Below are 15,883 nucleotides of genomic sequence, written 5' to 3' on the forward strand. Positions count from 1 at the left end.
GCACGCCATACAACTGCCCCCACCAGGAGGCAGAGGGGGACACCCTGATGAGTCCAGTAATGATCGCCGTCGTCGGAGTCGTCGTACTCCTGTTCCTGCTCGCCCTCGCCGTCATCACCCGTTACAAGGTGGCCGGCCCCAGCCAGGCGTTCATCATCACCGGCCGCCGCGGCAAGAAGTCGGTCGACCCGGTGACCGGCCGGGCCAGCATCGACAACAGCGGCCAGAAGGTCGTCGTCGGCGGCGGCGTCTTCGTCGTCCCGTTCGTCCAGCAGAAGTTCACCCTGGACCTGTCCAGCCGGCACATCCCGGTCGCGGTGCGCGGCGCCGTCACCCTGCGCGGCGTCAAGTCCAACCTCGAAGGCGTCGCGATCGTCAAGGTCGGCGGCAGCGAGGACGCCATCCGGGCCGCCGCCCAGCGCTTCCTGCGCCAGCAGGACGGCATCGTCGGCTTCACCCAGGAAGTGCTCTCCGGCGCGCTGCGCGCCATCGTCGGCCGGATGTCGGTCGAGGACATCATCCGCGACCGCGCCGCGTTCGCCGGCCAGGTGGCGGAGGAGGCCGAGGCGAGCCTGTCCGGCCAGGGCCTGATTCTGGACGCCTTCCAGATCCAGGACATCACCACCGAGGGCTCCTACCTGGAGGACCTCGGACGCCCGGAGGCCGCGCGCGCCAAGCAGGAGGCGGACATCGCCGAGGCGAACGCCCGCCGCGCCTCGGAGCAGGCCCGGCTGAAGGCCGCCGAGGAGATCGCCATCGCCGAGCGGACCTTCTATCTCAAGCAGGCCGAGATCAAGGCGGAGACCGAGGCGGCCGCCGCCCAGGCCGACGCCGCCGGTCCGCTCGCCGAGGCCGCGCGCCGGCAGGAGGTCCTGAGCGAACAGGAGAAGGTCGCCGAGCGCCAGGCCGCGCTGACCGACCGCGAGTTGGACACCAAGGTCCGCAAGCCCGCCGACGCCGCCCGCTACCAGGCCGAGCAGGAGGCCGAGGCCCGTCGTATCGCCCAGGTCAAGGAGGCCGAGGCGGAGGCCGAGCGCTCCCGGCTGACCGGTGAGGGTGAGAAGCTGCACCGTTCCGCGCTCGCCGAGGCCGTGCGCATCGAGGGTGAGGCGGAGGCCGCCGCCATCGCCGCCCGCGGTTCGGCCGAGGCCGAGGCCATGCAGAAGAAGGCCGACGCCTTCGCGCAGTACGGTGACGCGGCCGTCCTCCAGATGCTCGTCGAGGTGCTGCCGCAGGTCGTCGCCAAGGCGGCCGAGCCGATGAGCGCGATCGACAAGATGACCGTCATCTCGACGGACGGGGCGAGCCAGCTCTCCCGTACGGTCACGGACAACGTCGCCCAGGGCATGGAGCTGCTCAGCTCCACCACCGGGGTCGACCTCGCCGCCCTGCTGAAGAACCTCAAGGGCGCGGGCCCGAAGCCGGTGGCGGCCGAGGCCGCCGCCGGGACCGCCGAGGCGGCGGACGGAAAGATCGAGATCAGCGACTGATCCCCACACGGTGCCCCGGGTGCCCGGCTGGTCGTGCGACCGGCCGGGCACCCGCATGTGCGGGCCCAAAACCCTCGACCTGGGTGGCCGGAAATCGTTGCTCCCGGGCGGCCGATGGCTCCGGATAAGGTAATGCGGGTCTAAAGGCAACGCCAAGTGTTCCGCGCGTGCCGCGCGCCCCTCGGGAGGAAGCCATGGGAACCCACCGCACCACGCTGCCCGGAGTCGGCGTCCAGTACGACTACACGACCGAGTCGGGTCAGCACATCTCCGTCGTGGTCCACCACGACGGGCGCCGGTTCATCGGCTTCTACGACCAGGACGACCCTGATTCGTGCCGGCTCTCCGTACCCCTGACACCACAGGAGGCCACCGGGCTGGCCCACCTCATCGACTCCGCCCCGATCGACGCCGTACGGACCGATGGCATCGATCTGGTCACCGAGCACATCCCGCTCGGCAGCCGCTCGCCCTACGGCGGCCGACTGCTCGGCGACACCAAGGCGCGGACCCGGACCGGCGCCTCGATCGTGGCGGTGCTGCGCACCCACAGCGCGCATCCGTCACCCGGGCCGGACTTCCGGCTGGCCATCGGCGACACGCTCGTCGCCGTCGGAACACGCGAGGGCGTCGACACGCTCTCCGAGATCATTGCGGAGGGCTGACAGTGCACGACACGACCGCACTACTGGTGGAGCTGGGCTCCGTCATCCTGGGGCTCGGCATCATCGGACGGTTCGCCGGCCGGATAGGACTCTCGCCGATCCCCCTCTATCTGCTGGCCGGGCTGGCCTTCGGCAAAGGCGGGCTGCTGCCGCTCCAGGCCAGTGAGGAGTTCACCGCCGTCGGCGCCGAGATCGGCGTCATCCTGCTCCTGCTCCTGCTCGGACTCGAATACAGCGCGTCCGAACTCGTCACCAGCCTCAAGACGCAGTACCCGTCCGGCGCCGTGGACTTCGTGCTCAACGCGACCCCCGGCGCCGTCGCGGCGCTGCTGCTCGGCTGGGGCCCGGTCGGGGCCGTCGCCCTCGCCGGCGTCACCTGGATCTCGTCGTCCGGTGTGATCGCCAAAGTCCTCGCGGACCTCGGACGCCTCGGCAACCGCGAAACCCCCGTCATCCTCGGGGTGCTGGTCATCGAGGACCTGTCGATGGCCGTCTACCTGCCGCTGCTCACCGCGATGCTCGCGGGCGTCGGCCTCGCCGGCGGCAGCATCGCGCTGGTGATCGCGCTCGGCACGGTCGGTCTGGTGCTCTACCTCGCGCTGCGGCACGGCCGGCTGATCAGCCGCGCGGTCTCCTCCGACAATCCGGAGATGCTGCTGCTCGTGGTGCTCGGGCTGACCGTTCTGGTCGCCGGGGTGGCCCAGCAGCTCCAGGTGTCGGCCGCCGTCGGCGCGTTCCTCGTCGGCATCGCGCTCTCGGGTGAGGTCGCGGAGGGCGCGCGCAAGCTGCTGTCCCCGCTGCGGGACCTGTTCGCCGCCGTCTTCTTCGTGTTCTTCGGGCTCTCGACCATTCCCTCCGACATCCCGCCGGTCCTGCTGCCGGCCGCGCTGCTGGCCGTCGTCACCGTCTTCACCAAGATCGGCACCGGCTGGTACGCGGCCCGGCGGGCCGGTGTGGGCGCGCGTGGCCGCTGGCGGGCGGGCGGCACGCTCGTGGCGCGCGGTGAGTTCTCCATCGTCATCGCCGGTCTCGCCGTGGCGACGGAGCCCCGGATCGGGCCCCTCGCCACCGCGTACGTCATGATCCTGGTCATCATCGGCCCGCTCACCGCCCGCTGGACGCAGCCGGTCGTCGCGCTCATCCAGAAGTGGCGCGGCAAGGAGGAGGCACCGGCCATCGGGAGCGGCGCCTCGATCCCCGCGGCGCGTACGCCCGCGCAGGAGGAAGTCTCGGCCTCCTCGGAGTGACGGGCCCACCGGAGCGACGGCGGGGCCCCTCAGCGCCTTCCGCCTCGGGGTGAGGACTGCCGCCGCGTGACGACCATCTCTGAGCAATCGTTTCTTCGGATGGGTCTGCCGCCGTGCTCCGGTTCAGGTGTCCTGCGGGGCCGGGAGGTCTGGGGGCCAGCCCAGCGGGTAGGCGTCGGTGCCCTCGGCGGGGGCCGCCGCCTCGCCGCCCGCGTCCGTGAACGCCCGCAGCGCGTCGATCAGCGCGGCGCGCTGCCCGGGGGCGAGGCGCTGGACGATCGAAGCGACCTCCCGGCGGCGGCCGGCCGTCACCTCCTCGACGAGCCTGAGCCCCTCGGGGGTCACCCGCAGCACCGTCTCGCGGCGGTTGCCCGGGTTGACCTGACGCTCCGCCAGGCCCGCGGCGATCAGCCGGTCCACCATGCGCATCGCGGTCGACGGGTTGACGCCGAGCCGCTCGGCGAGCGAGACGAGCTTGGCGTCCCCGTGCGTGGCGAGCACCACGAGCAGCCGGAACTGGGGCAGCGTCACCCGGTCCTCGACCGCCGCGAGCGACCGGGCCGATACGGCCACCAGCAGCCGCGACGCGGTCAGCACCGCACGCGTCACCGCGTCGACGTCATCCCGGTCGGGAGCGGTCGGGGGGTCATCGGGTGCCTGTCCGTGCGCGGCCATGCCCCTTTTTACCGCGCGCGGGCTTCTTACTCGAACCCGCGGTGATCCGATGCCGAAATGGTGCGCAACCGGTATCGGACCGTCCGCGTGCGACGGTGGCACCGACCATTGGATCGTGCAACGTTTGCACAGTGACGCACGAACCCGCGGCTTCGCCCGCTCCCCGGCGCCCGGCCCCGCCGACCGGCTGGCGGCGCACCGCCTTCCGGCTGCCCGTCCACATGTTCCGCATGGGGCTCGGGCCGCTCTTCGGGGGCCGGCTGCTGCTGCTCGTCCATACCGGCCGTGTCTCGGGCCTCTCCCGCCGGACCGCCATCGAGGTCGTCGAGGCCGCCCCGCACGCGGACCGGCCGAGCTGGACCGTGGCGTCCGGCTTCGGCCCCGGCGCCGACTGGTACCGCAACCTGGAACACACCCCGCAGGCCACCGTGCAGGTCGGCCGCAGGTTCCACGCGGTGACCGCGCAGGTCCTGACCGCCGAGGAGGGCGGCGAGCTGATGGCGCGGTACGCGCCCCGCCACCCCAGGGTCGCCCGCAGGCTCTGCGCCTACATGGGGTTCACGGTGGACGGCAGCGCGGAGGACTACCGGCGGGTCGGCGAGGCCATCCCGTTCGTCCGGCTGACCGAGGGCGCCGCACCCCCTGCCCGGCCGGACCGCTGACAGCCGCTCACACCCGGGCCGGCTCGGACTCCTCCGCGAGATGGGGGCGGGGCGCGCCACGCCGGTAGAGGATCAGCGTGACGAGCAGGCCGAGGGCGAAGAAGCCCGCCGACCACCAGTACGCGGTGTCGTAGCTCTCCAGCTGCGCCTGGGCGACGACGGCCGGGGTCGGCCTGCGGCCCACCAGGTAGTTGGTGGCCGCGCTGGTGGCCAGGGTGTTCAGCAGCGCCGTACCGATGGAACCCCCGACCTGCTGACTGGTGTTGACCATGGCCGAGGCCACCCCGGCGTCACGCGCCCCCACCCCCGCCGTGGCCAGGTTCATCGCGGTGGCGAAGACCATGCCGAGGCCGAGTCCCAGGCAGAGCGTCGGCGGCAGCACATGGGCGGCGTAACCGCTGGTCAGGTCGAGGGCGGTCAGCCACACCATCGACGCCGCCGCGATGCCCATGCCGAGCGGCACCACCGGTTTCGCACCGAACCGCGGCACCAGCACATTCGTCGTCGTCACGGACGACACGATCATGACGGCGACCATCGGCAGGAAGGCCAGACCCGTGGAGACCGGCGAGTAGAACAGGCTCTTCTGCAAGTAGTACGTGAGGAACAGGAAGACGCCGAACATGCCGCCACCGGAGATGAACATCGCGAGGTACGACGCCGCCCGGTCCCGGTGCAGCACCACCCGCATCGGCAGCAGCGGGTGCGGCGCCCTGGTCTGCCACCGGGCGAACACCATCAGGAGCAGGCCGCCCGCCGCCAGGAACCCCCAGGTCAGCGGCGAACCCCAGGCGTGCGACTCGGCGTTGGAGAAGCCGTACACGATGCAGAAGAGGCCGGCCGACACGAGCACGGTCCCCGGGATGTCCAGCCTCGGCCGGTCGGTCGGCGCACCGGCCGTCAGCAGCCGCCAGCCCCCGGTGAACGCCACGAACGCGAAGATCAGGTTGACGTAGAGGCACCAGCGCCAGTCCAGGTACTCGGTGAGCACCCCGCCGAGCAGCAGCCCGACCGCGCCGCCCGCCCCCGCGATGGCACCGTAGATCCCGAAGGCCTTGGCCCGTTCCTTCGGCACGGTGAACGTCGTGGTCAGCAGGGAGAGCGCCGCCGGGGCCAGCAGCGCGCCGAACAGCCCCTGCAACGCCCGTGCCAGCACCAGGATCTCGAAGCTGGGGGCCGCGCCGCCGATCGCGGAGGCGACCGCGAAGCCGACGAGACCGGTCAGGAAGACCACCCGCCGGCCCACCAGGTCCGCGATGCGGCCGCCGAGCAGCAGCAGCGAGCCGAAGGCGAGGGCGTACGCCGTCACGATCCACTGCCGGTTGCCGTCACTGAAACCGAGGTCCTGCTGGGCGGAGGGCAGGGCGATGTTCACGATCGTCGCGTCGAGCACCACCATCAGCTGGGCCAGACCGATCACCCCGAGCACCCACCAGCGGTGGGACGGACCTGGTTCACGGACCATGGGGCGGTCTCCTCGCTGCGCGCGTCACCGGAAACCCCCCGGCTGATCACGCTAGGCGGACGCCGCCGTCCCCGCATGTGGAGGAACGGGGCCCGCCCGCCCTGCCGGGTCCCGGCAGTGAGGGCGGCTCAGAGCTCCTTGGCCGGCCAGTCGAGCAGCCGCGCCCCGATCACCGCGGTCTGGAGCGTGTAGCGGTGCATGGGGTCGGTCGGGTCGGAGCCGGTCAGCTGGTGGATGCGTTCGAGCCGGTAGGTGAGGGCGCGCACGCTCAGCGACAGCCGGCGGGCCGTCTCGGCGGCGACACAGCCCGCGTCGAAGTACACCGAGAGCGTCCTGAGCAGTGGCTCGGCCCCTCCCCTGGCCTTCTGGAGCGGGCCCAGCTCGCTGCGCACGAGATCGGCCATCGCCTGCCGGTCCCGGGTCAGCACCGGGTAGACCAGCAGATCGGCGGCGTACAGCACGGGGTCGTCCAGGTCCATCCGGTCCGCCAGGTCCAGCGCGTCGAGCGCCTCGTCGTACGACTGGACCACCCCGCCGGGGCCCCGGTGGGCGCGGCCGACCGCGACCCGGCCGCCGTCCGTCGCCGCGTGCGCCTGCTTCGCGAAATACCGCAGGACGTCGGGCTGGCTGCCGGGCGCGATGCAGACCATCCGCCCGTCCTTCGTCGTGAGCAGGATCTTGCGCCCGCTGAACCGGGCCAGCAGCGCCGACTCCACCTGCCGCGGCACGGCGTCGGTCTCGGTGTACGCCTCGGCGCCCGCCGCCACCGCGACGGCGTGGGCGCGCGAGAGCCGCAGCCCGAACCGGGTGGCCCGCTCGGCCAGCCGGCCCAGGTCGCTGCGCCCGTACAGGAGGTCGTCGATGAACTCCCGCCGGGCGGCCTCCTCCCGGCGCACGGTCAGGCGCTGGGCCCGCTCGAAGCCGTCCGCGAAGGCGTCGACCGCCTGCTCGACCGCGGCCAGCACACTGTCGGTGGACGCGGCTATGGAGGCCGCGGAGGAGCCGGGGGCGGCGGTGGGCCAGGCCGTTCGGGTCTCGGAGAGGTGCATGCGGACCAGGGCGCGGAGCTGGTGCCCGGCCTCGGCGGCCTGCCGGCCGAGATCCCGGCGGATGTCCAGCTCCTCGCGGGTGGGCCGCCGCCCGGAGACGGCCGTCTCGCCCAGCATCTGGGCGTAACCCTCCAGAAAACCATCAGGAATCTCCGGTTCCGCCACGCGTTCATCTCCGTTCCGCTACAGCATCGACAATTGCCCAACGCACGAAGCCCGGTGCCGGTGCCCGGCATCGGGGAGCGAAAAACATTGCCGTGATCCGGCAATGCGACCGGAGACCCCCGGATGACACGATCCTGTCAGCACCAACCGGGGGACCACGGGGGAATCACGGGGGATCACGGAGGTGCACGGGGGATCGGGGGAAGGCCCGGCCGCCGCGGCGGCGTCGACAGGCGCCGCCGCGGCGCCGAGGTCACCGCCCGGCCCGCAGAAGCGCCGGCAGTGCTGCCGGCGGGACGGCAGGGGGTGGAAAACGATGCGGGAATTCCTGGACGCGACACTGTCCTTCCCGGCCGTACTCTTCGCCGCGGCGCTGGTCGTCGTCATCGCCTTCTGGCTGCTCGTCCTGGCCGGCGCGGCCGACCACCACTCCTTCGACACGGACGTCGACACCGATCTCGCGGGCGTCGGCGGCGTACCGGTCACCGTCTCGGTGTCCCTGATAGTCGCCGTCGGCTGGTTCACCGCCCTGACCGGCACCGTCCTGGTGCACCGCTCGGGAACCACCGGAACCGTGCGCGCCGTGCTCGCCTCCGGGGTGCTCGCCGGGGCTCTGCTGCTCGCCTGGGGTGCGGTGCGGCTGCTCGTCCACCACTTCCGCCGCTTCTTCCCCGACCAGCCTCCGCCATCGCGCCAGGACTTCCTGGGCCGGGTCTGCACGATCCGCACCGGCTCGGTCGGCGCCGACTTCGGCCAGGCCGAGGTCGCCGCGGCCGACGGGTCGACCGCCATCGTCCAGGTGCGCCGGCTGCCGTCCGCCGACGCGGAACTCGCCTCGGGCGACACGGGCCTGCTGTACGCGTACGACGAGGCCGGGGAGTTCTTCTGGGTCTCGTCCTACGACAAGGCGCTCGACCCGGGCCCACCGCCCGCCGAGCTGCCCCGTAAGGGCCGTACGGCTCCCGGCTCCACCGCCTGAGCCGTCCTTCTCACCGGCGCGATGTGCCCGCCCGGCCCGCCGGGCTGTGTGCCGCCGCGCCACCACACCCCCAAAACCGCTCAATTCCGTAACACCAGCCGCCAAGGACTGTCATGGAAGCCATCTCCTTGGGCCTCGGCCTGCTCATCGCCGTGGTCCTGCTCATCGCCGTAGCCCTCCTTCTGATCATCACCCGCCTCTTCCGCAAGGTGGAGCAGGGCAAGGCCCTGATCATCTCCAAGACCAAGAAGGTCGACGTGACCTTCACCGGTGCCGTCGTCCTGCCGGTGCTGCACAAGGCCGAGTCCATGGACATCTCGGTGAAGACCATCGAGATCCGCCGCACCGGGCGCGAGGGCCTGATCTGCCAGGACAACATCCGCGCCGACATCCACATCACGTTCTTCGTCCGGGTCAACAAGACCGTCGAGGACGTCATCAAGGTCGCCCAGGCGATCGGCACCGAGCGGGCCAGCGACAAGGTCGCCATCCAGGAGTTCTTCGCGGCCAAGTTCTCCGAGGCGCTCAAGACCGTCGGCAAGCAGCTGGACTTCGTCGACCTCTACACCAAGCGCGAGGAGTTCCGGGACCGGATCATCCGGGTCATCGGCACCGACCTCAACGGCTACCACCTGGACGACGCGGCGATCGACTTCCTCGAACAGACGCCGATGGCGCAGCTCGACGGCGCCAACATCCTCGACGCACAGGGCATCCGCAAGATCACCGAGCTGACCGCGATCGAGCACGTGCGGACCAACGAGTTCCAGCGCACCGAGCAGAAGGAGATCACCCGGCAGGACGTCGACGCCCGGGAGACCATCCTGGAGCTGGAGCGCCGGCAGGCCGAGGCCGAGATCAAGCAGCGCCGCGAGGTCGAGACCCTGCGGGCCCGCGAGGAGTCCGCGACCTCCCGGGTCCAGGAGGAGGAGCGCCTGGGCGCGCAGGCCGCGTTCATCAGGACCGAGGAGCAGCTCGGCATCCAGCGGGAGAACCAGGCCCGCGAGATCGCCGTCGCGCAGAAGAACCGCGAGCGGGTCATCGCCGTGGAGAACGAGCGCATCGAGAAGGACCGGATGCTGGAGGTCATCGGGCGCGAGCGCGAGACCGAGCTGAACCGGATCGCCGCGACGAAGGAGGTCGAGGCGGAGCGCCGCGAGGTCGCCGACGTGATCCGCGAGCGCATCGCGGTGGACCGCACGGTCGCCGAGCAGGAGGAGTCCATCAAGACGCTGCGGTCGGTCGAGGAGTCCGAGCGCACCCGCAAGTCGGTCATCATCGCCGCCGAGGCGGAGGCGCAGGAGCGGCTGGTCAAGGACATCAAGGCCGCGGAGGCGGCGGAGGCCGCCGCCACCCACCGCGCCGCCGAGCAGCTCACGCTCGCCGAGGCCCGGCTCAGGACCGCGGACCTGGACGCCCAGGCGAAGCTGCGGCTCGCCGAGGGTGTGCAGGCGGAGTCGGCCGCGCCCGGCCTGGCGGACGTGCAGGTACGGGACGCGGCGGCCGAGGTGATCGAGAAGACGGGCCTCGCCGAGGCCGAGGCGACGAACGCGCGACTCAAGGCCGAGGCGGAGGGCGCCCGTCTCAAGGCACTCGCGGCGGCGGAGGGCACGCAGGCCCAGGCCGTGGCCGACGCGGCGATGATCGGCGAGAAGCTGAAGGCGGAGGCCGCGGGCCTCACCGAGAAGGCGGCCGCGATGGCGGCGCTGGACGACGCCTCGCGCGGCCACGAGGAGTACCGGCTGCGGCTGGCCGCCGAGAAGGAGATCCGGCTCGCCGGACTCGATGTGCAGCGGCAGGTCGCCGAGGCGCAGGCGACGGTGCTGGCCACCGGCCTGGAGAACGCCGACATCGACATCGTCGGCGGCGAGTCGGTCTTCTTCGACCGGCTGGTCTCGTCCATCTCGATGGGCAAGAGCCTGGACGGTTTCGTCGGCAGCTCCGACACGGCGAAGGCGCTGGCCGGTCCGTGGCTGAACGGCGAGTCCTCGTTCACGGACGACCTGACACGGGTGCTGTCGTCGGTGTCCACGGGTGATGTGCAGAACATGACGGTGTCGGCGCTGCTGATGCGGATGATGGCCGCGCCGTCGTCGGGGGTCGGTCCGGACCAGGTCCGCGCGCTGCTGGACCACGCGAAGTCGCTGGGTCTGGCGGACGTCCCGGTGTCCGCCGTGACGGCCGCGGGCCTGAACGGCAAGCCGGTCGGCTGACCGGAGTCGGTCGCCCGAACGCCCCACCCCGGCCCGTCCGTCATCGATACCCGGACGGGCTGGGTGGGCCCGCCCCTCCCAAGCCGAACCGGGCCCCGTCGAGACCCACCAGGGCCCGTCGAGACCCACCGGGCTCCTTCCGGGCCCGCCTGGCGGGCATCTCAAGCCCGTCCGGCGATTGAGGACGTCTGAACCGCACGTTCAAGCCGACCCGCAGGTCAAAACCAAGCCCGTCCGGCGATTGAGGACAACAAGCCCGGCGGACCACCACCCGCACCGGCCCACCCGCACCGGCCCCCCGGCACCCGCACCGGCCCCCGCACCCGCACCCGCACCCCGCCCCACCCCGCCCAAAGGAGCGCACCCCATGGACACCGTGACCCCACCGACCGCCGGGGACTACGACGTCCTGCGCCGCCGCCTGAGCACCCACGCCACCGAACTCGCCCGCCGGGCGGAATCACTCAACACCCGCCGCACCGAGGAGTTCGGCTCCACCGGCCTGCGGCTGCTGGGCAGCGAGCAGATCCACACCCAGCGCCCCTCCGTCCCCCGCGACCTCGTCGCGGTCGGCGGCCGCCTCCTCTTCGGCTTCGAGCGGGGCGCGGGCCACCGCGGGGAACCGGCCGTGGACGACGTACTCGCGCTGTACGACGCCGGCCTCACGCCCGGCACCGACGGCCTGCTGGCCGACACGTCCTTCGTCCGCGAATTCGACGGGCTGCACCGCTACTTCCGCGACGCCCGCCTGCTGCGGCTGCGCCGGACGGAGGGCCGGCTGCTCGCGGTGTTCCGTACCGGCGAGACCGCCGAGGACATCAGGGTCCTGCGCTGGGCGCTGAACGCCGACGGCTCCGCCGGCGCGTTCCTCGACGCGCGCGGCGAGCGCGACCACGCGTTCCCGCCGTCGCACGACTTCACCTGGACCACCGCCGGCCGCGAGTCCCACATCGCGGGCCGCCACCCGCACATCGCGATCGGCTGCGAGGCGGAGCTGTACGTCGACACGCTCGGCGGCAGCCTCACCGTCAAGACGGTCAACGACACGGACACCCCGGACGGCATCTACGAGGAGCCGGTCACCGAGCCGCTCCAGTCGCTCGCCGACGCCGAGGTCGAGTACGCGGAGCTCGGCCCGCTGGTCCTGCTGCGGGTCCGCCCGTACAAGGAGGAGGCGAGGCGCTACCTCGTCTTCAACGCGCTGCTCTCCACCGTCACCCGGCTGGACGGCATCGGACCGGCCTGCCAACGGCTCCCCGAGGACCAGGGGATCATCTTCCCCGGCGGTTTCTACCTGACCACGGGCGAGGCCAGGACCTTCGACATCGCGCAGCCGCTCACCGACCCCGTCTTCGAGGACGCCGTCCGCTCCCCCAACGGCGAGGACGTGCTCTACGTCTTCCGCTCCCGCAAGGACGGGCGGAGCCTGCTGCTGCCGTACAACGTGATCCGCCAGGAGGTGGCCACCCCGCTCCAGGGCCGGGGCCACGCGCTGCTGGACGACGGCACGCTCGTCGTCCTGCGCGACCCGGTGGAGGGCGGCGACGGCGGTGCGGCCCGCGTCCACCCGTTGCAGCGCTGGCAGACCCCGTACGTCTCCGACACCTATGCCGCCTCCCGCCCCGTCGGGGACGGTCCGCTGGCCCGGGTCGGCAACGCCGACCTCGTGCGCGGGATCTCCGACTGCCTGGCACTCGCGCACGCCGCGTCCGAGACGACGCCGACGGCCGCCGTGTACGACCGGCTGGTCACCGACTGCGTCCGCGCGGGCGACCGCTACCACTGGCTGGGCGACACCGAACTCGGCGACCTCGCCGAACCGTTGGGGGAGCTGCGGGAGACCGCCCGCCAGGTCGTGGCGGAGTTCGAGGCCGTCCAGGCGCTGACCCGGCAGGCGGCGGACGCCCTCACCGAGACCGCCGACCGCATCACCACCCTGGTCCGCCGGGTCCGCGGCGAGGCCCCGCGCACGGCCGCCGAGTGGGTCGAGCGGCTGACCGAACTGCGCGGCGCGCACGGCCACCTGGCGACGCTCGCCGAGATGCGGTACGCGGACACCGAGCGCATCGCGCGACTCACCGCCACCACCGACGACGACATCGAAGCGGCGGGCCGGCGCGCGGTGGCGTTCCTGGCCAGGGACGACGCGTTCGCCGGCTACCACGAGGACATCGCCCGCCTCACCGAGGAGGCGGGCGAGATCGCCTCGGTCACCGACGCCTCGGCGCTCGGGGACCGGCTGGCCGGCATGACCGACGGCCTGAGCACGGTCACGGACGTCGTCGCCGGGCTCGACATCGGCGACGGCGTGGTCCGTACGTCGATCCTGGAGCGGATCGCGGAGGTCCTCGGCGCCGTCAACCGGGCCCGCGCCACGCTCGACGCCCGCCGCCGCACCCTGCTGGACCACGAGGGCCGGGCCGAGTTCGCCGCCGAGGCCGCGCTGCTCGGGCAGGCCGTCACGGCCGCGCTGGCCGCCGCCGACACGCCGGACTCCTGCGACGAGCAGCTGGCGAGGCTGCTGCTCCAGCTGGAGAACCTGGAGGCACGGTTCGCGGAGTTCGACGACTTCCTGGCGGAGCTGGGCGAGCGCCGGACGGAGGTGTACGAGGCATTCTCGGCGCGCAGGCAGAGCCTTCAGGACGCCCTCGCCCGCCGCACCGAACGCCTCGCGGAGTCCGCCGCCCGCGTCCTGGAGACGGTCGCCCGCCGCAGCGCCGCGCTGCCGGACCCGGACGCCGTCCACACGTACTTCGCCTCCGACCCGATGGTCGCCAAGATCCGCCGCACCGCCGAGGAGCTGCGCGGCCTGGGCGACACCGTGCGCGCCGAGGAACTGGACGGGCAGCTGCTCGCCGCCCGCCAGGAGGCGGGCCGGGCGCTGCGCGACCGCAGCGAGCTGTACGCGGACGGCGGGGCGGTGATCCGGCTGGGCCGGCACCGGTTCGCGGTGAACACCCAGCCGTTCGAGCTGACGCTGGTGCCCCAGGACGACCGCCTCGCGTTCGCGGTCACCGGGACCGACTACCGGATGCCGGTCACCGACCCGGAGTTCACCGCGACGCGCCCGTACTGGGAGCAGTCGCTGCCCTCCGAGTCGCCGTCCGTCTACCGGGGCGAGCACCTGGCCGCCCGGCTCCTCGCCGAGCAGGGCGCGGACCGGCTGGCCGCCCTGGGGGAGACCGAACTCGCCACCCTGGTCCGGGAGTCGGCGCAGGCCGCGTACGACGAGGGGTACCAGCGCGGCGTCCACGACGAGGACGCGACCGCGATCCTGGGCGCGCTGCTGCGGCTGCACGCGGACGCCGGCCTGCTGCGCTTCACGCCCGCCGTCCGGGCCGCCGCCCAGCTGTTCTGGACCCATGAGGCGGACGAGGCCCGCCGCACCTCCTGGACCCGCCGCGCCCGCTCGCTGGCCCGCGCCCGGGAGACCTTCGGGCTCGCCCCGGCCATCGCCGCGCTCCAGGAGGAGTGGGCGTCGGTGATCCCGGGCGAGGGCTCCGGGGGCGTCGCCGCGTACCTCTTCGAGGAGCTGACCGGCGGCCCCGAGGGCTTCGTGACGGGCGCCGCCGTCCGCGCCTTCCTGGACAAGTTCCGCCACGCCACCGGCACTTCGGCGTACGACGAGGACCTCGCCGCCCTCGCTGACGACCTGCCGGCCCGCCGCCAGCTCGTGGAGGGCTGGCTCACCTCGTACGCCGGGGCGAGCGGCACGGACATCGACCCGGGCGACCTCGCGGAGGCCGTCGCCGTGGAGCTGTGCCCCGAGCCGCTGCTCGCCCGCTACGAGGCGGACGCGCCGCTCGCCGAGACCGTGGACGGCCTCCTGGGCGTCCACCCCCGCATCGACCGCGGCCGGCTCACTGTACGCATCGACGAACTCCTCGCCCGTACCGAGCGGTTCCGCACCGAGACGGTCCCCGGCTTCCGCGCGTACCAGCGCAGGCGCACCGCCCTGGTCTCGGCCGAGCGGGCCCGGCTGCGGCTGGACGACCACCGCCCGCGCGTCATGTCCGCGTTCGTTCGCAACCGGCTGCTGGACGAGGTGTACCTGCCGCTGATCGGCGACAGCCTGGCCAAGCAGCTCGGCACCGCCGACGCCGACCGCCGCACCGACTCGCAGGGCCTGCTGCTGCTCGTCTCCCCGCCCGGCTACGGCAAGACGACGCTCATGGAGTACGTCGCCGACCGGCTCGGCCTGGTCCTCGTCAAGATCAGCGGCCCCAGCCTCGGCCACGACGTGACCTCGCTCGATCCGGCGCAGGCGGGCAGCGCCACCGCGCGCCAGGAGATCGAGAAGATCAACTTCGCGCTGGAGGCGGGCAACAACACGCTGCTCTACCTGGACGACATCCAGCACACCTCGCCGGAACTCCTCCAGAAGTTCATCCCGCTGTGCGACGCCACCCGGCGCGTCGAGGGCGTACGGGACGGCGAGCCGCGCAGCTACGACCTGCGGGGCAAGCGGTTCGCGGTGTGCATGGCGGGCAACCCCTACACCGAGTCCGGCGAGCGCTTCCAGGTCCCCGACATGCTCGCCAACCGGGCCGACGTGTGGAACCTGGGCGAGGTGCTGAGCGGCCGCGAGGACGTCTTCGCGCTGAGTTTCGTCGAGAACGCGCTCACCGCCAACCCGGTCCTCGCCCCGCTCGCGGGCCGCTCCCGCGACGACCTGACGCTGCTGCTGCGGCTGGCCGCCGCCGACCCCACGGCCCGCCCCGAGCAGCTCGAACACCCCTATGCCCCGGCCGAGGTGGACCGGATCACCTCCGTGCTGCGCCATCTGCTGCGGGCCCGCGACACGGTGCTCGCGGTCAACGCCGCGTACATCGCGTCGGCCGCGCAGACGGATGCCACGCGCACCGAACCGCCGTTCCGGCTCCAGGGCTCGTACCGCAACATGAACCGGATCGCGGAGCGGATCTCGCCCGTGATGAACGACGCCGAACTGTCCGCCGTCGTGGACGACCACTACGCGGGCGAGGCGCAGACCCTGACCAACGGCGCCGAGGCAGCCCTGCTGAAGCTGGCCGCGCTGCGCGGCACGCTCACCCCCCGGCAGGCCGAACGCTGGGCCGCGCTCTGCTCCTCGTACGTCCGCACCCAGGCGCTCGGCGGGCCCGAGGGCGACCCGATGACCCGCGCGGTGGCCGCGCTCGGCCTGCTCGCGGACCGGATCGCGGCGGTCGAGACGGCGATCGGCCGTGCGGCGGACCCGCGCCACCTGCTGTCCAGGCCGCCGGCCGGGGGCCAGGAGAACGGCTGACCCTACT

10 protein-coding genes are annotated in these 15,883 nt (G+C 72.7%); 7 read left to right on the forward strand and 3 right to left on the reverse strand.

Translation table 11 applies throughout. The annotated features are described in order from the left end of the window. The first annotated feature begins 47 nt into the window (after positions 1-47). The 3 genes from B082_RS0120895 to B082_RS0120905 all read left to right on the forward strand — a co-directional run bounded on the left by B082_RS0120895 (position 48) and on the right by B082_RS0120905 (position 3,402). Positions 48-1,490 carry a flotillin family protein gene (locus B082_RS0120895; protein ID WP_026250011.1) on the forward strand — a complete coding sequence of 481 codons (1,443 nt, stop codon included), beginning with the start codon at positions 48-50 and terminating at the stop codon, positions 1,488-1,490. A 194-nt stretch (positions 1,491-1,684) separates the two neighbouring features. Further along, the gene (locus tag B082_RS0120900; protein WP_018553765.1) at positions 1,685-2,155 is read left to right on the forward strand and encodes a cation:proton antiporter regulatory subunit; all 471 of its coding nucleotides are present in this window, start codon (positions 1,685-1,687) and stop codon (positions 2,153-2,155) included. Between the two features lie 2 nt (positions 2,156-2,157). After that, complete coding sequence (locus tag B082_RS0120905; protein WP_018553766.1) at positions 2,158-3,402, forward strand: cation:proton antiporter; 1,245 nt, start codon at positions 2,158-2,160, stop codon at positions 3,400-3,402. 123 nt (positions 3,403-3,525) lie between these two features. Here B082_RS0120905 and B082_RS0120910 read toward each other — a convergent pair whose 3' ends face one another. After that, entirely contained in the window at positions 3,526-4,077 is a 552-nt protein-coding gene (locus B082_RS0120910; protein WP_018553767.1) for a MarR family winged helix-turn-helix transcriptional regulator, read from the reverse strand. A gap of 131 nt (positions 4,078-4,208) precedes the next feature. On the opposite strand from B082_RS0120910, the gene B082_RS0120915 reads away from it, so the two are divergent. Further along, positions 4,209-4,739, forward strand: a complete 531-nt coding sequence (locus B082_RS0120915; RefSeq protein ID WP_018553768.1) for a nitroreductase family deazaflavin-dependent oxidoreductase — start codon at positions 4,209-4,211, stop codon at positions 4,737-4,739. Positions 4,740-4,746: 7 nt separating this feature from the next. Here B082_RS0120915 and B082_RS0120920 read toward each other — a convergent pair whose 3' ends face one another. Beyond that, positions 4,747-6,204 (reverse strand): MFS transporter, encoded by a 1,458-nt coding sequence (locus B082_RS0120920; RefSeq protein WP_018553769.1) that lies wholly within the window; start codon positions 6,202-6,204, stop codon positions 4,747-4,749. Positions 6,205-6,332: 128 nt separating this feature from the next. Continuing rightward, the gene (locus B082_RS0120925) at positions 6,333-7,418 is read right to left on the reverse strand and encodes a PucR family transcriptional regulator (protein WP_026250013.1); all 1,086 of its coding nucleotides are present in this window, start codon (positions 7,416-7,418) and stop codon (positions 6,333-6,335) included. A 316-nt stretch (positions 7,419-7,734) separates the two neighbouring features. Here B082_RS0120925 and B082_RS0120930 point away from each other — a divergent pair, with 316 nt between their 5' ends. From B082_RS0120930 to B082_RS0120940, 3 genes are all read left to right on the forward strand, one after another. Continuing rightward, positions 7,735-8,397, forward strand: coding sequence for a hypothetical protein (locus tag B082_RS0120930; RefSeq protein ID WP_018553771.1), 663 nt, complete (start codon positions 7,735-7,737; stop codon positions 8,395-8,397). Positions 8,398-8,510: 113 nt separating this feature from the next. Next, positions 8,511-10,610 carry a flotillin family protein gene (locus B082_RS0120935; RefSeq protein ID WP_018553772.1) on the forward strand — a complete coding sequence of 700 codons (2,100 nt, stop codon included), beginning with the start codon at positions 8,511-8,513 and terminating at the stop codon, positions 10,608-10,610. 367 nt (positions 10,611-10,977) lie between these two features. Continuing rightward, positions 10,978-15,876, forward strand: a complete 4,899-nt coding sequence (locus B082_RS0120940; protein WP_018553773.1) for a DNA repair ATPase — start codon at positions 10,978-10,980, stop codon at positions 15,874-15,876. Positions 15,877-15,883: the final 7 nt, after the last annotated feature.

It is taken from the genome of Streptomyces sp. ATexAB-D23 (genome assembly GCF_000373645.1).
GTDB lineage: Bacteria > Actinomycetota > Actinomycetes > Streptomycetales > Streptomycetaceae > Streptomyces > Streptomyces castrisilvae.